This window comes from Pseudomonas sp. ERMR1:02, from assembly GCF_002277815.1.
In the GTDB taxonomy this organism is placed as follows: domain Bacteria; phylum Pseudomonadota; class Gammaproteobacteria; order Pseudomonadales; family Pseudomonadaceae; genus Aquipseudomonas.
In genome coordinates this window covers 90,654-113,733 of sequence record NZ_NKJI01000006.1, presented here as the reverse complement: position 1 = coordinate 113,733, position 23,080 = coordinate 90,654, and the positions used below count along the sequence as shown (strand labels likewise).

Annotated in this window: 10 protein-coding genes and 8 pseudogenes; 2 read left to right on the top strand and 16 right to left on the bottom strand. The window is 58.4% G+C overall.

The window, feature by feature from the left end:
* Positions 1-11: 11 nt before the first annotated feature.
* Together CES87_RS13330 and CES87_RS13325 are read right to left on the bottom strand one after the other, a co-directional pair.
* Positions 12-760 (bottom strand): annotated as a pseudogene (locus tag CES87_RS13330) (methyltransferase domain-containing protein).
* On the bottom strand, positions 760-1,062 hold the full coding sequence (locus tag CES87_RS13325; RefSeq protein WP_128606467.1) for a MazG-like family protein: 303 nt from the start codon (positions 1,060-1,062) through the stop codon (positions 760-762). Before CES87_RS13325 ends, CES87_RS13330 begins: the two are co-directional and overlap by 1 nt.
* Positions 1,063-1,364: 302 nt before the next feature.
* On the opposite strand from CES87_RS13325, the pseudogene CES87_RS13320 reads away from it, so the two are divergent.
* Positions 1,365-1,657: pseudogene (locus CES87_RS13320) on the top strand (hypothetical protein).
* Positions 1,658-1,692: 35 nt separating this feature from the next.
* Here CES87_RS13320 and tssF read toward each other — a convergent pair.
* The 8 genes and pseudogenes from tssF to CES87_RS13285 all read right to left on the bottom strand — a co-directional run.
* Positions 1,693-3,461 (bottom strand): annotated as a pseudogene (tssF, locus tag CES87_RS13315) (type VI secretion system baseplate subunit TssF).
* A 40-nt stretch (positions 3,462-3,501) separates the two neighbouring features.
* A pseudogene (locus CES87_RS13310) lies at positions 3,502-6,530 on the bottom strand (ImcF-related family protein).
* A 299-nt stretch (positions 6,531-6,829) separates the two neighbouring features.
* Positions 6,830-7,990 carry a hypothetical protein gene (locus CES87_RS13305; RefSeq protein WP_256590909.1) on the bottom strand — a complete coding sequence of 387 codons (1,161 nt, stop codon included), beginning with the start codon at positions 7,988-7,990 and terminating at the stop codon, positions 6,830-6,832.
* Between the two features lie 3 nt (positions 7,991-7,993).
* A complete protein-coding gene (locus tag CES87_RS13300; protein ID WP_256590908.1) occupies positions 7,994-8,239 on the bottom strand; it encodes a PAAR domain-containing protein in 246 nt (81 codons plus the stop codon).
* Positions 8,240-8,435: 196 nt separating this feature from the next.
* Complete coding sequence (locus tag CES87_RS33100) at positions 8,436-8,975, bottom strand: hypothetical protein (protein ID WP_256590907.1); 540 nt, start codon at positions 8,973-8,975, stop codon at positions 8,436-8,438.
* 163 nt (positions 8,976-9,138) lie between these two features.
* A complete protein-coding gene (locus CES87_RS33095; RefSeq protein WP_256590905.1) occupies positions 9,139-9,468 on the bottom strand; it encodes a hypothetical protein in 330 nt (109 codons plus the stop codon).
* A gap of 28 nt (positions 9,469-9,496) precedes the next feature.
* Positions 9,497-11,542, bottom strand: coding sequence for a lipase family protein (locus CES87_RS13290; protein ID WP_128606465.1), 2,046 nt, complete (start codon positions 11,540-11,542; stop codon positions 9,497-9,499).
* A gap of 1,053 nt (positions 11,543-12,595) precedes the next feature.
* A pseudogene (locus CES87_RS13285) lies at positions 12,596-14,856 on the bottom strand (type VI secretion system Vgr family protein); the annotation flags it as partial.
* A gap of 275 nt (positions 14,857-15,131) precedes the next feature.
* Here CES87_RS13285 and CES87_RS13280 point away from each other — a divergent pair.
* Positions 15,132-16,477, top strand: a pseudogene (locus tag CES87_RS13280) (MATE family efflux transporter).
* Here CES87_RS13280 and CES87_RS13275 read toward each other — a convergent pair.
* The 6 genes and pseudogenes from CES87_RS13275 to CES87_RS13250 form a co-directional block, all read right to left on the bottom strand.
* Positions 16,471-17,345: pseudogene (locus CES87_RS13275) on the bottom strand (alpha/beta hydrolase). The pseudogenes CES87_RS13280 and CES87_RS13275 sit on opposite strands and share 7 nt — an antisense overlap.
* Positions 17,346-17,363: 18 nt before the next feature.
* The gene (locus tag CES87_RS13270; RefSeq protein ID WP_128606464.1) at positions 17,364-18,161 is read right to left on the bottom strand and encodes a DUF4123 domain-containing protein; all 798 of its coding nucleotides are present in this window, start codon (positions 18,159-18,161) and stop codon (positions 17,364-17,366) included.
* Positions 18,158-19,474 (bottom strand): type VI secretion system Vgr family protein, encoded by a 1,317-nt coding sequence (locus CES87_RS13265; protein WP_128606463.1) that lies wholly within the window; start codon positions 19,472-19,474, stop codon positions 18,158-18,160. The genes CES87_RS13270 and CES87_RS13265 overlap by 4 nt, the downstream gene beginning before the upstream one ends.
* A 231-nt stretch (positions 19,475-19,705) precedes the next feature.
* A pseudogene (gene speA, locus CES87_RS13260) lies at positions 19,706-21,618 on the bottom strand (arginine decarboxylase).
* A gap of 218 nt (positions 21,619-21,836) precedes the next feature.
* Positions 21,837-22,208 (bottom strand): translation initiation factor Sui1, encoded by a 372-nt coding sequence (locus CES87_RS13255; RefSeq protein ID WP_128606462.1) that lies wholly within the window; start codon positions 22,206-22,208, stop codon positions 21,837-21,839.
* A gap of 300 nt (positions 22,209-22,508) precedes the next feature.
* Positions 22,509-23,078 carry an NUDIX hydrolase gene (locus tag CES87_RS13250; protein WP_128606461.1) on the bottom strand — a complete coding sequence of 190 codons (570 nt, stop codon included), beginning with the start codon at positions 23,076-23,078 and terminating at the stop codon, positions 22,509-22,511.
* Between the last annotated feature and the right edge of the window lie 2 nt (positions 23,079-23,080).

The following is a 23,080-nucleotide window of genomic DNA, read 5'->3' as shown; positions in this document are numbered from 1 at the left end:
TTTCGCTCCGATCAGACTGGCCGGCAGATCCAGTGCAAGTAACGCCCAAGTCCGGCAAAGCTTGGGTGACGGCGGTGCGCCAGCTCCATTTCGAGCAAATCCACCAGTTCGGCGCGGGCCTGGAATTCCACGGGCATGTAATCGTGGAAAACCCGCACCCCACTCTGGCTTTCGACCTGCCACATCCCCTCAAGTTGCGCCGCCAATTCCCGCGGATCAAGCGGCTGTTGCGGGGTCAGGCTCTGCTTTTCGCCGGCCATGTCGTTCTTGCGCATCTTGCGGAAGTGGCCTTTGAGCAAGTTGCGATAAATCAGCGCATCGCGGTTGTAGAAGGCCAGGGATAGCCATCCGTCCGGCTTGGTCAGTTGATGCAATACCGGCAGGATCGCATGCGGTTCGGCCAGCCATTCCAGCACGGCATGGCACAGCACCAGATCGTAGGGTTCGGTGAGCTGACCGAGCAGCTCCTGCCACGGCGCCTGAATGAACGTTGCCGTCTGCCCCGCCTCGGCAAAGCGCTGGCGGGCGCCTTCGAGCATGGGCTCGGCAGGCTCGGCCAATGTCACCTGATGCCCGCGTTCGGCCAGCCACAGCGACATGTGGCCAAGGCCGGCGCCGATATCCAGCACCCGCAACGGTCGGTCCGGCAAGATCTCGGCCAGGTCGGCCTGCAGTACTGCCAGGCGAATCGCGCCTTTGGCTCCGCCGTAGATTTTTGGGCGAAGCGTGTCGCCAGTTGATCGAAATGACGGTCGCTCATCAGCTGAACCTCCGTTCGCTGTCGGCCAGTTTGCTGCGCACCACGTCATTCATATCCAGGCCCAACTCGCTGCACAGCAACAGTAGATAGAGCACGATATCGCCGATTTCCTGCCCGGCATGGGCCAGTTTATCCGCTGGCAGTTGCCGCGACTGGTCTTCGGTCAGCCACTGGAAAATCTCCACCAGCTCGGCCATTTCGACACTCGCGGCCATGGCCAGGTTTTTCGGGCTGTGAAATGGCTGCCACTCATTGCGGTCACGGATGGCGTGCAGGCGTTCGGTCAGTTCAACAAGGTTCATCGGGCTCTCCTGAAGGCGTATAGCTTCGGGGGATCCTCAATCAAGGCAAGGTCTATGTAGCAGCTGGCGAAGCCTGCGTTCGGCTGCGCAGCAGTCGCAGAATCAGGCAATGTGTTCTGTTGGTTGGAATGGGGCTCATTAATGACGACTGCTTCGCAGCCGAACGCAGCCTTCGCCAGCTGCTACAAGGTTCTTGCGCCATACTCAAACGATTCCGGCTACAGGGAACTTGGTACCGTTGTCGGCAGCCCAAGCCTCAACTCCGGCAACCACGCCTCTTTTTTGATCAGGACGCTCATTCCATGCAGGTAGAAGGTTTTTTCGAATGGCTCGGTCAGGCGCTGGGCTCAGTCATCCGGTTCATCGTTGACGGCCTCAGCGGCCTGTTCCAGCTGGTGAGCCGTGCCAGCAATAATTTTATCGAAGGCTTGTCCCGCGCCCTGGGCATGGACACGTCGATCATCAGCATCATCACGTTGATCCTTGGCCTGATACTGCTGTGGTCGGCGATCCGCGCGTTCATGAATGCGTCGATCATCATGGGGATCATCTGGCTGGTGCTGGGTTGTGGTTGCTCAGCTGGATCATGCACTGACCCAGGGAGCGGCGGTGCGCCGCTCCCACCCGCCTTTAACCGGGAACACGCTGACTATGGTTCTCGCTCCATCGCAGGCACTTTCCCGCAGGCTGCATAATCAGCGTGAGCTGGTTGAACAGATGAATATCGGCATACAGGCCAAAAAAACGGTTGAGCATTTCGCCGAACAGACAGATGTCGCCGTCGCCGCAAAAGCCGTTGGTGTCCAGGGTGACTTCGATGTCCACGCCGCGTAGCAGAAAGCCTTTCTCGAAGCGCTCAAGCAGATAGTGGTTCACTTCGATGATAGATGCGAGGCGGCGTTCATTCAGTTCACTGCCGGTCCAGTCGTAAAGCGACAGGGTACCGCGCAGCACTTGGGCATTGTCGAGCATTGGCAGGAAATTTGAACCCAGGTGGCTCAGCACGCGCCAATGGAAGCGGTCACGGTTGGGTGGGTAGCAGGGCAAGGTGGGTGCGCAGAGATTGCGCACGCGCAAACCGGTCTTGGAGGTTTGCGCCAGTGTGTCGAGCAATGTGCTTTGCAGGGCCTTGCGCGGGAGCTGGCCGTTCGTACCGGTCATGCGCAATGACAGGCTCTGATTTTCGACCAGCAAATCTTCCTTGAACCCCTCGCCTCCCAGGATCAACCAAGTGTCATTCAGACCGTTGACACCGCGTTTCATCCGCGTATGGAAGTAACGCTCGGGCTCCTCGTCGCGCAGCATGCCACCCTTGTGACGGAAACTGCTGAAGGGCACATAGTCGTGTCTTGCGGTGTTTTTCGAGGCGCTGACCTGGTCCACTGAGTAAATTTCAGTATGACCGTCCTGCAAACACGAACCGCGAAGCAGATAGTCAGTTTGCAAAGGATCCAGACTCAGCGGCTTGGCGTTCAGCGCGAACCGGTTGATCACCGGCACCGCGTTCAGACAAATGTGCTCGGCTTTCAGAGTGAACGCTTGCGGCCAGGGTTCGCGCAGTATCACCTCCACTTCGAACCAGGGTATGCCTAGCGTGAGTTTCAGATTTTCCAACCCGCGCAGGTGAACGAACATGAATTTTTCACGAAAGGTGAAGTATTCGAGCATCAACTGATAGTCGTTGTACGCGCTGTCGCCAGTGGGCCACAGGCGATCCTCATCGGCGAAGCCCTTGGGCGCGAAATACCCTCCAATGGATGACGCTGCGAATCGCCCGGCAAACGTACATACATCTCATCGGTGTTGAGCGTCAGCGCATGATGCAAGGCGCTGGCCAGGGGTGCGTCGGCATTCAGGTACAGCGGCAGGCGGCATAGGTCGATCTCGTTCCAGTCGCACCTTGCGCCGCAGGCGAAACGCAGTCGCAGCAGCGAGCGTCCGTCCGGTTCGTGGGCAAGCTGCACATCCTCCACTTCCAGCGGCTGCAACGTCACGCCCTCGGTGGTGGTGTAGCGGCAACGGGTGCGTTGCGGGCCGATGGGTTGTGACATCACCTCAAAACCCGCAGCGATCCGCTCGCTGCGTTTCATCTGCCTGATATCGGGAGCCAGCTCGACGATGGACAATGATGGAATGGTACGCAGGTACTGCGGCCACAGCAGGTTGATAAGGCCTTCGGTCAACTCCGGCAAGTCATCGTCGAGCTTTTCTCGAAACCGTCCCATCAGGAAGGCAAAGCCTTCGAACAGCTGTTCCACGCTGGGATCACGAGCGCCGGACTTATCCAGGTTCAGTTGTGCCGCGCGATCGGGAAAGGCTTCGGCAAACTCCTTGCCGGCCTCAATCAGGTAGCGCATTTCGGCATCGAAATACTGCAATGTCAGATTGTCCTTGTTCATCAATAGCGTCCTTTTAATGTGGTTAGTGCGCAGCCGGCGCTTACAGATTCGTTTTCGAGGCAGCGCTGTTCAGAAAAATCTGCGTCGGCAACTTGAAGTCCCGCAACTTGAGCAGTGCCAACGGCCCCGCCCCCAGTTCCGTGCGCAGGTTCCACGTCAACTCCAGACCGTCTGGCGCTTTCACTTGCACGCGGTAGTGGCTGCCGCTGTCAGTCAACGGCGTGACCCGGGCTTTTTCCAGCAGGCGGATCAGGCCCCAGGTGCCCTGGAAATCGCCGAACAGACGATCGCCGGCACGCACGTTGGTCCAGGTCAGGCTGGTGCCGGGATGGCTGCTGAAGCCGGGCCAGCTGAAGCGCTGCCAGCTTTCTTTCTGGTTGAAGTAGTGATGTTTCTGGCCGTTGAGGACGAAGACGGTTTCCACCACGTCGCGCACCGCTTTGCCCTGCAACTCGAAGCTGATACCCATACCGCCGTCGGTGTAGAGCACGTCGGCCAGATGGCTGAGCTGGTTGATTGCGGTGAGGAACTGCGGGTTGAAACGCAGGCCCTGGCTATGGCGGGCATCGGCCACCCAGCGACTGCCTTCCTTGCGCAGGACGCCGCCCAGTTGCTGTTGCAAGAACTGTTCGATGCGCCCGGAATCGGCGCGGATCATTTGCCCGAGCATTGGCAACGAGGCGTCGCTGTCGGTGACGGCGAACGGGTAGCGGCCGGCGAAGGCGCCGTGCCATTCGTTGACGATTGCGCGCTGCCACTGAGCGTTGAGACCGGCGGCCGAGGGTTGCAGCACGCGTTGCCAGGCTTGTTCCAGTGGCTGCACGAACAGGGTCTGGCCGACGCGATCCCACTCCGCACCAAGGCTGGCGGCGACTAGGCTGCCGTAGGATTGGGTGTCGGTGAGGTCGACGTTTTGGCCTTGGAAAACGCTTTGCGCCAAGGCCTGGGTCATGGCTTGGGGGTTGGGGCGTTGCTGACTTGCTGGAGTTTCAGGCGCACTCGCGTTACGCGGTTGAGGAAGGCGTGCAGGCTGAGGCGCTCGTCCTTGCCTTCGGCATTTTCATTGCCCAGCAAGGCCAGCAACGGGCCGAAGCTGGCATCCAGCGGATGGCTCGGCGCTTGCTGCTCAATCATCGGCACATTGTCCTGGCCGATCAATTTCTGCGCGGATTTCACCAGCGAATCGCCCAGCGCCTGTCCGCGTGCGCCGGCCTGACCCTGATACGCCAATGTGTTCATCAGCGCGATCAACGGCGATTGGCGCACGTCGCTCATCAGCGCCAGTTGATCGATCACCTCGCCCAGGCTGTCGACCGGTTGCCAGCGCAGAGTGTTGAGGAAGTCCAGCCAGGCATTGGCGTAGTCCTGAAAATAACGTTCGGTTAGCTGGTTTCGGAGTTGGTCCGGGGTCAGCTCGGCGGCGATCTGAGTCTGGTTATCGCTGAGCACCCAGTCGATTTCCTCGCGGCGTGCCTCGGCGATGGCGTCGATGGCCTGGCGCACGTGGCCTTCCCAGGCCTGGCGGGTGTACACGCCGGGGACACTCTTTTTGCTGGAAAACAGCGCTTGCACATCGGCCTCGCCGACCATCTGCTGCAGGCTCAAGGCCGGGTAATGATTGGCGGCGTCGTCGAGGACTTTTTGGTAGAGGCTGGCTTGGGCGTTGCGTTGGCCCAGCTGGCCGAGCAGCACTTGGCGGACCTGGGCCACCAGACGTTTGTCGGTTTCGATGCGCCAGTCCGGGTGCGCCGCCAGCTGCTCGGCGTAGAACTGCCACAGGGTTGGCGACAGCAATTTCCAGAGGTCCGGCGAGGTATCGGCGCGCAACGGTTGCGTCTCGCCGAGGGTTTGGGCGAGGAATACGGCGTCGGCCTTTTCCGGGCGGGCCAGCATCAGGTAGGCCTTGAGTTGCGCGTAGGCCGCAGGTGCGCGCTGGATGCGCTCGGGGCTGTCCGGCGGCAGCTTGAGTAGTGCCGTGAGTTGTTGTTGCAGATGGGCCGCAGCCGGGTCGCGCATCAGGCGGTTGTTGGCCTCGATGTAGTGTGGCCACAGCGTCGCCAGCAGTTGATCGTTGCGGTTCAGGCCGAAGCGCTGATACCAGGGTGTGCCGTGTTCGGCGCGGTAGTCGGCACGTCCCACTTCCCGCGTGACCTCGTTGAAGGCCAGCAGTTGTTCGTCGGCTGATTGCGCTTGCTGCAACGCCGTCAACGCGGTCTGTACCTGCCCGATCTGCTCCCGGTTGTTGGCGAACGACAACAACAGGCCAACACCCCAGACCAACGCCAGGCCGAGCGTGAAGGTATAAGCGATGCGCGGGGCGCCCCAGCCCAGACGGCGATGCTGAACAGCCTTGTCACCAAGCACGCCTTCCCAAGCCGACTCCACTAACCAAAAGTTGCCTGAATGTTCGTTACCACCGCGCAACGGCAAGCTAAACCACAACCCGCGCAACGACACACCACGGGCAAACACCCGCCACAACGGCGACAATGCCTGTCGCCAGCGGGCATTGCCCTCGACCTGCAAATCGCGGGACAGGCGCATCAGGAAGTCATGGCTCATTGAGTCGCGCATCTGTCCCCAACCGGTGCGATGCAAGGGATCGAGCAGGCTATCCAGTGAAGTTTCCAGGGCCTGAGCCGTCGCGGGTGATGGCAACAGACAACCGACCGGCTGAGTCTGGCGCTTGACCTGCGACCAACGACTGTTGCAGACCTGCCACAGATGCAGCGGCAACTGCCAGCGCAGCTTGAGCGCCAGTTCTTTCAGGTGACGTGCTCCGACGTCCATCGCCGCAATGTCGGCGCTTTGCTGTTTGTTCAACGCCCAGACCACGCCGTCCAGCGGGCGCCAGCGGGTCAGCCCGTACCAGCGTGTGTGCCATGATTGATCCAGTGGTTGTTGTACGCTGCCGCCCCAGAGGAGGACGGTATCGTGGCCAGCCAGCCATTGCTGTTCGGCCAGGCCGGGAGCAATGGCTTCGATCTGCTCTGGTTCACCGACGACCAGCAGTAGACGCATTTTTCGGCGCCAGAGGTAGCCGTGGTTTTCGCGCAAATACTCCAACATTTTGGGTAGCGAGAAACTCGATTTTTTGGTCAGTACTGGATTCGTATCCGCCTGCGGAAAAACCTTATTCGCCAGTCCCTGCTCACGATGACTTTGCAGCTTGAGGTACATCAACAATCGCGGGGTCAAATGCCCCACCATGGCGATGGCAACGATCAATAAAAATGCGAACAACTTGTGGTGGTTTTCCACCAACCCTATTTGATCGCCATACACCCAAATCACCCATCCGAGCGCCACCAAAAGCGCGAATATCCAAACCATCGCGCCGCCACGCTGCCATCCATTACCCCGGTTTTTCATGCCAACTCCCTTTTGATCACAGTGTTGATCCAGTGCTGTGATTGTTCTTCAGCCAACAGCAATAGCGGTTGTGGCTGATGCAGCACCATTTCCACGCCCAGTGCTGCTATCAACCAGTGACTGAATGGCCCCGTCAGACCGCACAGCCGTTCCTGAATCCACTGTTGCTCCACCTTCACCGCAGCGCCATGGGCGCGGCCGATGGCGAAAATTTCGTTAATTGTGGGCTGCCAGTGCGCGCCATCGGCCAACAGTCCTGTCGCCAGTCGGGCGCTGGTCTGGGTTTGCAACAACAGCGGTAGCTCGCTGTGGAGCGTGGTGACGTCCAACGGCATCGGGCGCAACAAATCCGCCAATACCGGCAGCTTGCAAGCCGACGCGAGTTGGTCCGAACACAGCAGCAGCGCCGCCAACCCATCGGAATACGCCGCCTTGCCGTTGACTTGCAGCACCAGAATCAGCTCAAAGGCGGTGCTGCCCGTTTTCAGCACGTCGTCGATCCATTGAAGGGACATTTGATCGGTCAACGTGATCGTCGTTGGCTGAAGATTGAATTTTTCGCTAGCCCAGATCCGCTGCCATGCATCGCGCAATGCGTCGTATTGGCCGGCGCCGGCATCATTTAACAGGGTGACCCGCAATTCCTGCGTGGCCGGCAAGGCGTGAAGGGCTGTCGCCACCGCCGTAACCAACAATTGCAGTGAGGCCTGTGTGCGGTCGCCTGCAGAAGGCAAAACTGAAATACGTCGCGCCTGGCCGGTGCGAGGCGGCAAGTCGGTGCGGCCGCGAGCGAGCACCGCAGCGGACACCTGATCCGGCAGCAATGCACAACAGGCATGCACGGCAACAGAGCGCCGCGCCCAGTCTTGCCAAGACTCCTGCGCGTTTTGCGCCTCGTCCTCCAGAAACTGGTGATGACTCAACGCCCCGCCGTAGGCATAGGCACGTGCGCTGAAAATCAATAACCAGAGGAGAAGCGGCGAGCCGGCCAACGCCCAGATATTCAACACCTGCAACAGCGGTACTTGACCGGAGGCATGCAGCCAAAAAAGCAACACACCCACCAGCAATGCCACCCCTGCCGCCAACATCCATCGGCTCAACACAACAGGCTCCGGTGCTTGCCCCACATCGGCTGCCCGACGATCCCAACCCATGGCTCAAACCACCGCGCAATCGGGGGCGCTGGAAATCACCTGGCAACCGCATTCACTGCGACAGCCATTGATCACCATGGCTCGGTCATTTTCGGACCAGTCTGCACAGCCCTCGACAATGGGATTCACGCCATGCCCCGGTATCGGGCAACTGACTTCGTCGCCGACCAAGGCCACAGGCTTTCCCTGAACAAACGTGGTCGATGACGCAGAAATCACTTCTCCGCCGTGGGTGGTTTTATCACCCAACAAAACAAATCCTTGAGACATAAATATTGAACTCCATGGGTCAGCTGCTTGCGCGTGAAATGCACGCAAGTGTTTTCTTCAGGCCTTGAAATGGATGACGCTGTCATCCTTGGGCCACTAAAAATTCATTGTTCTGGATTGGGTGAAAAGCGCGTTTGCGTGCGATGTGGCGAACGCCAGATGTGCGTACGTGGCATCACCACACCTCCACGGGAAACTGGATCTCGCGCAACGGGTGTGCGCTGGCAGGCAATGGTTTTGTACGCCCGTTGGCACCGCTCTTGCCCTGAAAAATCTGGCCGTCCTGGCCAACCAGTCGATAGGAAAACGCCCTTAGCTTATTGCCCCACTCGTCCACGATGACGTAATGCCCGTAACCCGGGTTGTCGGGCTCGGGTTGCCAATCGGGCAATAATTGTGGGCGACGGTCTGGGCAGTTCGCGTAACGCCCTGGGGTGAAGCAATCGCGGTGACGTCCGGTGCGGATGGTTTGTAGTTTCAGGAAGTCGGGGCGCCATTTACCGTCAGCTACGACGCTGCCGTCGGGGTAGATGAACTTAGCAAAACTGCCTATCTTATGTACTTTTGTACCCTCTGAACTAACCACATAGTCAGAGTACAAGACAGGCTCGAAATATACCTTTCGTGCGGTTAATGCTTGATAGCTGAGGTAGATATCACCCCTTCCAGCCAGACTGATCCATTTCTTATAACCACCCAGAAAGTTCTCACTCACCAAGGGTAATATTCTTTCTTTATAGTCAAATCACCTTCTACTTCTGTATCAGCTCCACCTCTTGGCGAATTGTTGTGATCGAATATCACTACAACACCTCCACCCCCACCTGAAGCCACGTTCTCGCCAAAACGCCCCGTATCGCCATAGATGACACCGAAGGTCACATTGGCCAGATGCCATTTGCACGCGCCCCCCCATCCTTTGGCAGTTCGATTTGATATAGGTCACTTTCCCCCTGACGCTGGAACTCCTTATAGACGGAATGATGACCATCGAGCTCATGCCGCTGGCCACTGGCCCCATAGCTAATGCTTTTGCAAGTGGTGGAGCGATACATGACCCACATGGTTTCGGTTTTCAGTTCCTTGGGCAGCTTCACGGTCACGGTGATCTGCTCGCTGTCAGCGGGAGGGGCCAGGCTGTAATCCTTGGCGCAACCGCTCAGGCTGAATAACAAAGTGAGTAAAGCAATGGGCAACTTTGCGATCATGGTCGCGTCCTTGGCTGCAATAGCGCGTTCATTCGTAGGTTTTCGGGTAATAGGCGTCGGGTTCGGCCACGGCGTCGAAGCGCTGGAGTGACTCGACACCGCCCTCAAGCTCTTGCGTAACACGCAGGGCATGGCCCACCTGGCTATGCAATTCAAGGAAGAGGCGATTACGAAACAACTCGTCTTCTGGAATCCTTCCGTAATGGGCTTTCATCTGCTCTTCGAACTTGCGTCTTTCCTTTTGCAACTTCAGCAAGGGCTCACGCTCGGGCGTGATCGACTCAAGCAACTGGCTGTACATGAACGGTTGGTATTTCGACATGAAGTGATGACCGAGGCCGACTACGCGCCCTTCCTTCGGATTGCCATGGGGCGGGAAGAACCTGTTGCGACTTTCAGTATTCAACGATTTAAAGAGGCGCTCATGAGCTTGCTCGGCTTGCTGGTCGTGTTCCGGATCCAGATGGGGTACCAGGTACAACTTGGCCTTTTCCTGCAATCGGTAGGCAATGCTGTTGTGATAAGGCGCGCCGAGCCCCTCTTTGTTGCGGTAGGCAGGGTAGTCAGAGCCGCGCTCATGCACGTGCTGCTCAGCCTTGAAAAACATGGCGATTTCGCCGTGATGACAGTAAGGATCGCCGTGTTTGAATATCGAACTTGCCGTTAATTGGACTAACGACCAAGTAAACCCCAAGGTAGAGCCTAGTGGGCCATACAAGTCGTACAGATAGTTATCCAGCGCCGCCTCGGGTGGAACGCTGGGTACGAGGTCAGTATCGTTGACGTGTCGAAAGTGCTGAAATCCGCTCAAAGACTGCACGGCCTTGAGGGTAAAAGTGCGCGGCATTCCATAGGTGTACAGCAGTGGGTTCTTGTCTTTCAGCGATACCGCATGAACCAGCCCGAGGGCACCGCCGAGACTGTGTCCGCAGATGAACAACCCTCTACCTTCAATAGCTTCAGGAATTGCTTTACCCAAATCTATTGAATAAACCCTCCTAGCCACCTCGAACGCATCGCGAAAACCCAGATGTACACTGCCCGCCGGAACCAGATCAGCACAGGGCACCTTGGGCTCACATACGGCAGCAACCTCCGGTCTTACGGGACGAAAGGTCAGATCGGTGCTCAGATCAGCCAGACCATCCATTTCAGTACCACGCCACGCCACCAGCACCTGGGATGCGCTGATGGCGTAAAACAATTGGGTGTTTCCTTCTGGCGGCTCGGCCTTGGCGGTGTCCAATGGTTTAACCGTTACATAGCAATCCTTAAAAGGCACATCGATGACCAGACAAGGCCAATTCTGGCCGTCGTCCCACACCCTTGGCGTGCGTGACAGGTCTAAGCATTGCTGTTCAAAAAACTCCTCGGGGGACCCATGGTCTTTTTGGGCCCGTTTGCTGTATGCCAGAATGCTCATCAACCCCAGGTTGTAAGCATTGGCCAGGCTGTATTCGGCCTGATGGTGCAACACCAGCGACCAGGCGCGGAACGGACAAACTTCCAGCACATGACGTCGATTCAGTTGATCGTCGCCAACGGTAAAACCACTGAAATCCGGATCCGGAAAATGAAAGGCCGAAAGTTGCTCGGGATCTGCTGAAGTCGGCGCGAACTTTGGCTCCTCATCACACAACTGACCAATTCGCAAATAGTGGTAGCCATGCCCCACCGCAAGCGCCTGTTTCTCAATCGGCGAAAACCCCGGGCGTTGCGGACCATAAAGCGGAGTCCGGTCACCAATGGCGGGACGGCGTGGTTCCGCCCGTTCGGCACGTAGACGACGAGTCTGCAGTTGCTCGGCCAGCGGATCAGCCTCAATCTTCAGGGTGATGGCCAACGGATGTAGGCCATCGATGCGGATCACGCCTTGGGCATCGCTGATGCCAACATATTCTTCAGCGACGCCGGTGCGAGTGGCCTCGTTCACAGCCCGATAAGGCATGTTTGCCAGGGGCTCGCCCTGTTCGTCCAATAATTGAAATTCGATCCAGTGGAGGATGGGCTTATCCCCGATGGCAACGGTTTTAAAAGGATTCAATGTATCCGTACGGTGTAGGGTGTTATTCATGTCAGTCCTTGAATATTAGATATTTAATCAGTAGCGATCACCACTAAATCAAGCGCAGCCTTTCTCGAAAATAAATCGTACAAAACTTTATGATTTCCGAAAGCAATAGAAGACCAAGCACCAGCGTTGCGGATGTCATGCCTGTAACTTTTGAAGCCCAAAAAAGAAACGACAAAGAGGGAATAGTCAATATTATTCGGAGCGGAATTTGAGCATAGGCTACATAGGGTGCGGCGCGTGAATTTAGAAAAAACAACAACATTGAAAAAGCAATTGAGACATTTAGTACAATGCCTAACAGAAAAAACACAAGCGACGCCACTCCATGCTCTGAACTTAACAATATAAATGACTGCACGTCCGTATACAGCGGAACATTCCCACGAGATACATTGAGGTAGCAGAAGCGGACGACGTAAAATAAGTCCATCCCACCCCAAAACATGTAAAGCCATCCCGACCTCATTTACCTTCTCCCTCTTTTTCGTATACGTCATCGGCCGTTACTGGCTGCCAATACCAAGACTTCCCACCCGTGGCCCAAGAATCATCCCCCTCTAGATATGTTTGGGTTATTCGTCGTTCTTCTCCGTAGTTATAAGTCGCAGATTGCATCGCAAGAACTTCACCAGCGTCTTCAGGCAAGCGCGTCCAAATCTGAACCTTGTCGCGCTTGGTGTTCATGTAGTCCTTGCCTTCCGATCCAAAAAGTCGGCCTTCATCCCCCATGGACATAAGGCGATTGATTGCCATGTGAGCGGTGTTTTGCAGGCCTTGATAATCATGATCAACGGTCACCCAATGTCCCGGACCAGACCCTGGTTTTTCGTTGGTACGCTCAAGCGTCAAGTTCGCCGGCAGCAAGGTATGCACACTCATGGTCTGCGCATCCTTGTCAGTCACTCCTTTGAACACTTCACCTTGTTGAGTGGTGATTCGGTAACGGGCAAACGGCAGCGGCTCCCCCATTTCATCCAGCAGGGTGTAACCGGCGGAGTAACCCGAGGGCAGTGGCGTGCCCACTGTGTCGCTGCCAACCCCGCCCATCTTTCGCACGTGCAGGGCCTTGAGGAGAATTTCGCCGGGTGGAACGACTAACTCGGCCTTACTGCCCGTGAGACTGAAAAAGGACTCACCCACTTTGAGCAATATTTCTTCACGAGCACTGATGACCACGCGGCCCTCGACGCTTTCGATCTTGAAGTCGTGCTTGGCTAGGGCATGTAAAAGATTGTTCAGTGCATGCAGTTCGACCTTGCCGTGGGCCGCCTTAAGCTGCAGGTCCTGCTGTTGCGCAAACAGGCTGACGCCGCCTTCTGCGGTGCCGGTGATATCGTGCCCCGCGCTGAGGTCGACGTTGTGCGCGGCCATGATGCCCACGCTTTCAGTGCCTGAAGAAACGCACACCGCTTTAGGGCTGAGTACGCCGACACCTGCCGGCGCGTGGAGCAGCACGCCCGGTTGCGCCAACCCCTTAAGGGCGTCGTTCAGGCGTTCCTGGCTCGCGATGTCTCCAGGCGTCACTTGTCCGTTACGCGCGGCCAGCTCCAGGGAGCGAGCTAATGACAGCGCACTTTCCAACTGATCGATGGCGGCGCTCATGTTCAGTTGCTGGCCCTGGGCTTTGGGCTGCTCATCGGCACTAATGAACAAACCTTTTCCACCCCGAACCGCCCCCAACCATCCGTGCGCAGTTCAAAACCCTCACCACGCTTCTTATCCTTCGCATCAACCAGATGCCCGAGGTTGAGCTGACTTTTACCACTGTGCTCGGTACTGAGTTTGACGTGTTCACGACCACGATCGTCCTCCATCCGCAGCTTGTTATTGGCTGGCGTGCGCAGGACATTGCGCCGGTAGTTTTCCAGGGTCACATGGTCAGGATGCTCGTTGTCGTGCAACGCATGGGCGATGTAGGGGCGGTCCGGATCACCCTGTTCAAAGGCCACTGCCACTTCGGTCCTTGGAATCAATGGCAGGTGCAGGCCGTAGGTATCGCCAGCGTAAGGCCGGGCCAGGCGTAGCCACAGGCTTTCCTCACCTGGCTGCCAGGTGTCACGGTCGAACATGAAGCTGACCCGGTAGCGTCCTTCACTGTCGAGTTCGGCGTAGGGGTAGTTGGCGACGGGGCTGGTCAGCCGGGCGGGCACGGTGCCGGCCATTTTCGGCTTGGGCAGCAGAGGCGGTCGGAAGCACACGGTTTCCGAATAGGGGATTGCGTGGAAGCTGCACTCGAAGCTGCGATCCCGCGCAGCGCTGGTAATCAGGTGGGTGATGACGGTGCCCAGGGCGAAGGCCTTGGGCGCGCCATCGGTGATCTTGAGCACTTGACCCGGCGCCAGCGTCGCGCTGCTGCTGGTACCGCTGAGCCGGGTCTGGTGGTTGAGGTAACGTTCGTGGCGCAGCCGGGCGTAGAAATGACCGCTTTCGCTTTGCAGGTCTTCATCCTGGGCATAGCGATCGCCGAGAACGGTGTAGGGCTCGGCATAGTGATAGGCCTCGCCGTAGGTGGCTTTGGCGCCGCGGGTCTGGTCGATCTCGCCGTCCAGGTAGGCGTAGATGTCACGGTGATGGTAAGCGCGGATGTTGACGTGCTGTTCCACCACCTGATGGCTCGTTTGCAGGGCCCATACGCCATCCTGATCGCTGCTCAGGCCGGCGGGCGGGCGATACGGCAGTTGGACGTTGAACTGGTAATGGCGTTGATCGTCGTGAAATTCCACGACATCCACAGCCAGACGTTCGTTGCTGGAGAAGCGATACCAGATGCCGACTTCGGCCAGTAGCCGGGCGATGAAGGTCAGGTCACTTTCGCCGTATTGCATGACTTGCTCGCGGCGAGGGTATTCACGCGCCAGCTTGAAGAGAAACTGATGACCTTCGAAATCATGTCGGCTGCGCAGAATATGCTCAACGATTTCCGGCACGGACTTGTCCTGATAAATACGAAACTGCTGGCCGCGACCGAGCAGCGCCAGGCGCGGTTGCAGGGTGATTTCGTAGCGGGCTTCGTCGATGGAAGCGGACAGGCGCTTGAAACCGGTAATGACGCCATGGAGGGTGCGTAGGGGTTTGATTTCCGGGATCGGCAAGCCCTTTATCACCGGTAGTTGTTTGGCTGCGTAAAGGCTGAAACGGGCACTGTGGCTGAGCACTTGATCGGCGGCGATGTCGAGTTCGCTGCAAGTGAATTCGATGCAATAGCTGAAGGGTTGGCTGAGGTGTTCTTCGCCGCGAAAAGCGAGAACGTCCAGATCGATGTCGAGATCGTGGACCCGGAGTTTGTGGTGGCTATGGTCGAAAAAAAGAGACATGGGCAGGCCTTCCTGGTCTGTATTGGGACGCTCAGGAAGAGGGTGTGCCTCCGACCTGGTCCTCGGGACTGGAAGTTTTCTATAGGTTGAATGCGAGCGATATCAGACGCTTCTGGGTGTTAAGTGGGAAACATTCGGAAACCTTGTTAGAAAAAAGAGCGTTTTTCTCAAAAGCGGGAAAATATCTGAAGGCCACTTCGCGAGCCCTCCCCATAATGGATCGCGGCAGATTGCAAAATGTGTCGCTACAATGCCCGCTCCCCCAAGGAGCCTGCATGTCCAACCTGATTGCCGACTGGCGCGACCGCCCTACCCACCGTCGGGTCTGGGCACTGGCTGCGCCGATGATTCTTTCGAACATTTCCGTACCATTGGTGGCGCTGGTCGACAGTACCGTCATCGGCCACCTGCCCCATGCCCATCAACTCGGCGCAGTTGCGGTGGGGCCAGCCTATATACCTTTCTGGCTTGGGCCATGGGCTTTCTGCGCATGGGCTCCACCGGGTTTGCTGCTCAGGCCGCCGGGCGTGGCGATGGCGCGGCGCTGCGGCAGATTCTATTGCAGGGTCTGCTGTTGGCCATGGGACTGGCGATTGTGCTGGGTGCAGTGGGCGTACCGTTAAGCGGGGTCGCACTGCATTTCATGCAGCCGTCGGCGGAACTGGACCAGATGACCCGCGAATTCTTCAATATACGACTGTTCGGTCTGCCTGCGGCGCTGGCCAGTTACGCGCTGGTCGGCTGGTTCCTCGGCACGCAAAACGCCCGCGCACCGCTGGTGATTCTACTGAGCACCAACCTGGTCAACATCGCCCTGAACCTGTGGTTTGTCCTCGGCCTGAAATGGGGCGTGGTCGGCGCAGCCAGGGCCTCGGTGATCGCCGAATGGACCGGCGCCTTGATCGGACTACTGATGACCCGCCAGGCCCTGCGTGCTTACCCTGGTCACATCATGTGGGCTGCGTTGGGGCTGTGGCAGAGCTGGCGGCCATTGCTGGCGGTAAACCGCGACATCTTCATCCGTAGCCTGGCCCTGCAATCGGTGTTTTTTCTGATCACCGTGCAAGGCGCGCGATTGGGTGATGCCACCGTCGCCGCCAACGCCTTGCTGCTCAACGGCTTATTGCTGACCGCCCATGCGCTCGATGGCCTGGCCCACGCCGTTGAGGCCCTGTGCGGGCATGCCATCGGCGCTCGCGACCGTGATGCCCTGCGCCGTTCCCTGGTGGTGGCCTGCGGCTGGTCGTTGCTGGCGAGCCTGGGTTTTGCGGTGTTATTTCTGTTTGCCGGGCACCTGTTCATCGAGATGCAGACCAACATTGCCAGCGTACGCGACACCGCGTTCATCTACCTGCCCTACCTCGCCGCGCTGCCGCTGATTGCGGTCTGGAGCTACCTGCTTGACGGACTGTTCATCGGCGCCACCCGCGCCAGGGAAATGCGCAACGGCATGCTGCTGACGGTGGCCTTGCTGGTACCGTTCGGTTGGGCCCTGCAAGGGTTGGGTAACCATGGCCTGTGGATAACCTTCCTGCTGTTCATGTTGCTGCGCAGCCTGACCCTTGGCGCCATCGCCTGGCGTCTGCGTCTCAACGACGGCTGGTTCGCCCGAGCTCACTGAGTCGGGGTTGCCCTGACGAACGAGGTGACCTCGTCCAACACCGGCGCCCAACTGCGCATGGGGCGTGACAATGCCGCCACCAGCGTGGCGTGGCTGGTGCGGGAGAAATACAAGTCCTGTACCGGCACCCCACCTCACGCAGCTTGAGTGCCAGACCTCCCGTGTTGCGAGTCGGGTTGACTACGTCATCGTTCGTTGATGCCATCAACAACGCCGGCGGTGCGCCTCGACTGACGTGATTGATCGGTTGCGATTGAGGCGGTGAGTCTGGCCAGAAAAACACCGGGCGCACTTCCGGATTTTTGATCGGCAGAAAATCATAAGGGCCGGCCAAACCGATCCACCCACTGAGGTTGTGCGGCGACAGGCCCACCGCCCCCAACAGCCCAGGGTCCAGCGCCAGCATCGCAACGTTGTAGGCCCCGGAACTGTGGCCCATCAGGTACAGGCGCTGCGGGTTTCCGGCGTACTGCCGGATGTGATCATGGGTCCAGGCCACTGCCCCGGCGGCATCCTGGAGAAACAGCGGATAACGCACCTGCGGATACAACCGATAGTCCGCCAGGACCGCGACGATCCCCCGGGACGCCAGCGCCTCACCAACAAAGCTGTAGTCGCTACGCGAACCACTGTTCCAGCTGCCACCGTAGAAAAAAACTACCACCGGAGCGTTTAACATGGGATGGCGCGGCACATACACATCAAGCTTTTGTCGAGGATCGCGGCCATAAGCAATCCCCTCGGTCTTGTCGAACGTCCCGTCGGGAGTCAGGGCATTGAGTATTTTCAGCGGCGAACACGCGGCCATCACCGCCAATAACACGCTGCCGATTGCTACGTTGATCAACCGCCGAATCCTGCTTGCCATCGGTGTCTAACCTCACATTCAGGATTGTTGGTTCTGCCAACGGTTGCCCAGGCTATCGAGGCGCTCTTGCTGAGTAGCGCCCGACAGCGGTAGTTGAGGCAAGGCGTCAGGGTACTGCAAGCGTAGCCATAACCAGCCATCGAGCACCGCACGCTCGCTGAACCCCAGCGCCAGCCCTTCCTGAAGGTGGGACCACTGCGTGGAGTAATCGGTGCCGCTGGATTTGCACCATCGCCAGGTATGGTGCTCCAGCAAACAGGTTTGCAGTTTTTCCCGCTGCCGGGTGCTAAGGTTTTCTTCGACAGCCAAAGGGTCGACGGCAAGCCCGGGATTGAACAACTTCTGCCATCCCTGGCTGCCGAACGCCCGGTCGGCCCAGGTGCCGCCAAACCAGCGCAACTGGCTGATCGGCCCCAGCCAGCGACTCAGCTCCCCGGCATCGCAGGCATCGAAAAAGTAACTGGCGGTGTGCGGGTTGTAGTAACTCAGCAAGGCCCGATGGTGCAGACCGAAACTGACCGTGAGCATGCGCCGCAAGTGCGCCAGCAATGTCGACGCAGACGCCTCGCTGATCAGCAGCAAGCCACGCCAGTGCTGCGCATCGCGCTGGCACACCTCGGCCAGCATCGGGCAGGTCCGCAGGTTGATCAGCAGCGGCCCTTGTTCGCGCATTGCATGCCATTCGGTGCCTTCGAACAGCCAGAATCTCCGGGCCTGGTCAAAGCTGTGCTTTAACGTCACACCCACCTGTGGTGAGCCCGGGACATCCAGCAACAACCATTGCGGCATCGTCTCGACCGCGTGCACGGCAGTCATGCTGCACCGCTCTGGCCAAACCGCATGGCCGCCCGACAAGTGCAAAGCGCCTGCTCACAATGATTGAAGCTGCCGCCACCTGGCAACAGACACAACATCAGTAAGGGCTCGCCCGAACGCAACCAATCCTGCACAGCTTCAGGCGGATATCGATCGGTGGACGTGGCGTCCTTCGTATCAGCCTCTTCAACAGGCTGTGGCAGGTGAAGAACCCCGGTAATCAACGGCTGATCCGGATCGCCTTCGATAAAACTCACCACCACCTGCGCACCTTCGCTTAACGGCGCGCCAATGGCAGCGTGCAGTTGCGGCGCCAATGGCAGCCAGCAGTGGCTGGGCGTCGCCCCTTCGCCCTCATACGACCAGTCAAACTGCACGGCCACCGGTCGCGACGGATCCGGTTGAGACTCGTCAATGTTCACCACCCACGCCCGCTGAAGGCTGTGCATTTTGGGCTTGACCGCGCAATGGCCTGACTCGAACGGGGCTGACCAGTGCATCGCGCGCACCTGATTGCTGTAAGGGATGAGCGGATCCTGGCTGCCCTGATGTTCGACATGGGTCAGTAGCCACAGCTGATTCCATTCGGTCACCGGATGCTCGGCCAGCGGCATCAATTGCCCGCTGCGCAATGTCGCCAGATCCGTTTGAAATTGCGCACTTTGCTGCGCGCTGACGGCGCATTGCCGAAGCTCGAAACGACGCACCGAGGGTTGTTCGCCCTCGAAGACCGCCGTTTCGCCCACAGGAAAATGCTCCTGCCCATCGGCGAACACCACGCAGTGCCCCCGTGCCCGAGGCTCAAAGTGGTAGTGAAGCCGTTCCTGGGCACACAGGCGTTGAAGAAATTGCAGATCCGATTCGCGGTACTGCGTGCAGAAATCCCGCAGCGGATAATCACCGCCCAGCTCGAAACGCCGATCGTGGCCGACAATCCCGTGCTCCTTGAGCACCTGACTAATGATTTGCGGCACCGAGCGGGCGCTGAAGATGCGCTGGCTGAAACGCTGGGCAAGGCATGCCAGCTTCGGCCCCAGACGCACATGGCAAAGCCTGATTGTCGAACCGTGGTCGCGCTGAACCAGTTTATGCAGTTGTCCGTGGACGCTGTTTCCCACCAGCCCAAAATGCAAGGTAGCCGGGCGGTACAGCAGGCTGGCGAGGTCGAGTGCAGGGTCATTGATCAGCAGATCGACGTCGAATACGAACGGCTCACTGATTGCTTCTCTACCGGTAAAGGCCAGGACCTCAAAGGCGTCGGACAGACCTGCGACGTCCAGACGAAATTCGGGTTCGTTGACTGGATCGAACATCGGCGATTCTCTACAGGAGGGGCGGCCGGGGATTTTCGCCGAGAGACATGGCCGAGTAGAGAGGGGAAGTACAACTTGGGAAATGACCTACGCGAAAAGAGGACCAATGACCTGAATAGCCGAAGACGTAGGTCGTTTCGCTTGAAAAAAGAGAATCGCCTCACCAGGTCATCTGAAATTTCCGCAGCTTGCGGTACATTTTCAGACAACCTGATGAGAGCGTGACCTACCTCAGGAAGACAGGTAGGACGAACGGGTCAGGCCCAGACGCAGGGCGTCGAGGAACTGGGTGCGTTCAGTAGCGCTGATGCGGGCATTGGCGCACTTGTCGCGATAGTGGGTCATCAGTTCTTCAGGCGACAAGTGCACGTAACGCAGCATGTCTTCGATGGTGTCGTGGGTTTCGATACCGGCGTGGTACACGCTGCCATCGGCGTTCTGGTAGATGTTCACCGAGTCGGTGTCACCGAACAGGTTGTGCATGTCGCCAAGGATTTCCTGATAGGCACCGACCAGGAACACACCCAGCAGGTAGTCCTCGCCTTCGTTCAGCGCATGCACCGGCAGGCTGGTTTCGATGCTCTGCTCGTCGACGTATTGATTGATCTTGCCGTCGGAGTCACAGGTCAGGTCCTGCAGTACCGCACGGCGCAGCGGCTCTTCGTCGAGGCGATGCAGCGGGATGATCGGCAGTACCTGATCGATGGCCCAGGTGTCCGGCAGGCTCTGGAACACCGAGAAGTTGCAGATGTACTTGTCGGCCAGTTTGTCGTTGAGTTCGTCCAGCACCTGACGGTGGGAACGCTGACGCGCCTTCAACGAGTTATGCAGGCGACGGCATACAGCGAAGTAGCATTGCTCGGCCAGGGCTTTTTCGGACAGGGTCAGCTTGCCATCTGCATACTGGGCGGCGATATCGCTCATATAGTGCGTGGCGCGCCAGTAGGTTTCAGTGACCATCTCGATATCAGTCGGACCCAGCAGATCCACCAACCACTGCACGGTTTCCGGCAGCGTTTCCTTGTTCTCGATCTGCGGCACGTCGTCGTTGTGTTTCTCGACGTCGGTCACTTGAATCACCAGCATCGCGTGGTGCGCAGTCAGGGAACGGCCGCTTTCGGAGAAAATGTTAGGGTGCGGCAGGCTCTGCGCGTCGCAGAATTCCTTGAGCATCCCGACCACGACACCGGCGTAATCGTCCATGTCGTAGTTGATCGAACTGGCGTTACGCGAGTGCGTACCGTCGTAGTCCACGCCCAGGCCGCCACCGACGTCGATGTGATCCACCGGCAGACCGAGGTTGCGCAGTTCGCCGTAGTAACGGATCGCTTCCTTGAAGCCGTGCTGGTAGTCCGCCAGGTTGGCGATCTGCGAACCCATATGGAAGTGCAACAGGCGAATGCCCTGATCCAGGCCCGCCGTGCGGAAACGCTCGACCACCGACAGCAGTTGCGCCGCAGACAGACCGAACTTGGATTTCTCGCCGCCGGTGTCGGCCCACTTGCTTGATGCCAGGGACGACAGGCGCACTCGCAGACCAATCTGTGGCTTGACCTTGAGCGTGGCAGCTTCTTCGATCACCAGGCCGACTTCGGACTCTTTCTCGATCACGATGAACACGTTGTGGCCAAGCTTCTGGCCCATCAACGCCAGACGGATGAACTCGCGGTCCTTGTAACCGTTGCAGACGATGGTGCCGCCCTTCGGCGCCAGTGCCAGCACCGCCAGCAGCTCCGGCTTGGAGCCGGCTTCCAGACCGATGGACACGTTCTGGGTAGCAATGATGTTTTCGATCACCGCTTCCTGCTGGTTAACTTTGATCGGGTACAGCGCGGTGTACTTGCTCTGGTATTCCAGGCGCTCGATATTGGCATCGAACGCGCCGGTCAGCTGACGCACGCGGTCTTGCAGAATATCCGGGAAACGCACCAACAGCGGCAACGACAGGCCGCTCTTGCGCAGCTGGTCGACTTGCTCGAACAGATCGATAGGCGGACTGCTCGGACCGTTCGGACGAACTTCGACGCGACCGGCGTCATTGATCGCGAAATACCCGGCCCCCAATGGCGAATCCCGTAAACACTGCGGCTGTCCGCAACTGTCCATTGGCTGCCATCGTCTTTGCGTGTGCGTCGTACGGACATCGAAGTCCCCTATAAAGAAGTCATAGTGCGTCGCCTGGATTCAGGCTGGCGCAGTCTAAAGAATGAAAATGACGGTTCATCAACGAGGGATAGACCCCGCCGACCGCAACGAGTTTAGAAACCGGTCATGAACAGGCTCTGTGAAAACCATGGTGACGACGCCAGGCCTTGAGGCAATCAGGACTGGATCAAGCCGCAGGTGGTCTTCACAGAGGCTGCTAGCCGCCGGACTTCTTCGCTTTGAAACCGTGCTTGATCAACTCGGCCAAGAGTAGCTCGACATGATCGCCCTGGATTTCAATGATCCCGTCTTTCAACGCTCCACCGGTACCACAGCGTTTCTTCAACGTGGTCGCCAGTTCCTTGAGCGCGTCCTCGGCCAATGGCACGCCGGTGATGGTAGTCACCGTCTTGCCGCCACGGCCCTTGCTTTCGCGACGCACGCGAGCAATGCCGTCGCCGACCGGGATAACGGTCTGTTTGCAGATACAGGCGTCCACCGGTTTACTGCATTCCGGGCAATGACGACCTGCGTCGGTGGAAAATACCAGGCCACCAAGGGCGGCGAAGGATGCGGCTTTTTTGGCCACCGGCAATCCTCTTGGGAGGACAAAGACTGGTCGCAGCGCTTGGGCAGTGCTATCGACCGCGAAGCCCCACTCAGGCAGGGGCAGCGCTACTGAAACGGTACAACCCTACATTTCACTGTAGGAGCGAGCTCGCTCGCGATGGACGTCAACGATAACGCGCGGCATCAGACAGCACGTGTCGTCCATTCGTTTTTCGCGAGTGAGCTCGCTCCTACAACAACAGCAATGCCGTTACAGTTTGAAAAGGTCGCGCAGTGTAACGGCAAAAACGCCGATTGCTAAGAGCCAATCGGCGCCAATTTATAGCTCTTTTGCGACGTCTTCCCCACGAGCCTTCAGATAACGTTTCAACGCTGCCAGAGAGTCCGGGCAATAAGGCTTTTCGTCGATTTCCCGCAGCACTTCTTCGATCGGTAAAAAGCGCGCTTCCAGCACCTCTTCCGGTTGCAGGATCAACGGACCGTCCCACACCGCCGAAAATGCCGAACACCAGAGTCGATTGCCGGTGTCCTCGAAGAAAAAGTGGTCATGGGCGGACAACTCCACCCCACTTACACCCAGCTCCTCTTCCAGCTCCCGGGCCGCCGACTCGGCGTAGGTTTCAGTGGCGAGCACCATGCCGCCTGCCGCCACGTCCCAATAACCCGGATAAATAGCCTTGCTCAGGGTGCGGCGGTGCACGCAAAGCTCACCGGCGGAGTTGAACAACATAATGTAGGTGCCGCGCCCGATCAGCCCGCGCTCGCGCAGGTCGGAGCGGACCAGGGAGCCAAGCAGGTTGTCCTGCTCGTCGACCCAGGCAATTTGCTCGGCATCGGACGCCGCCCGGTGGGCGGCTTCGCGCAAACTATCGATGGAACTGTCGACCATGA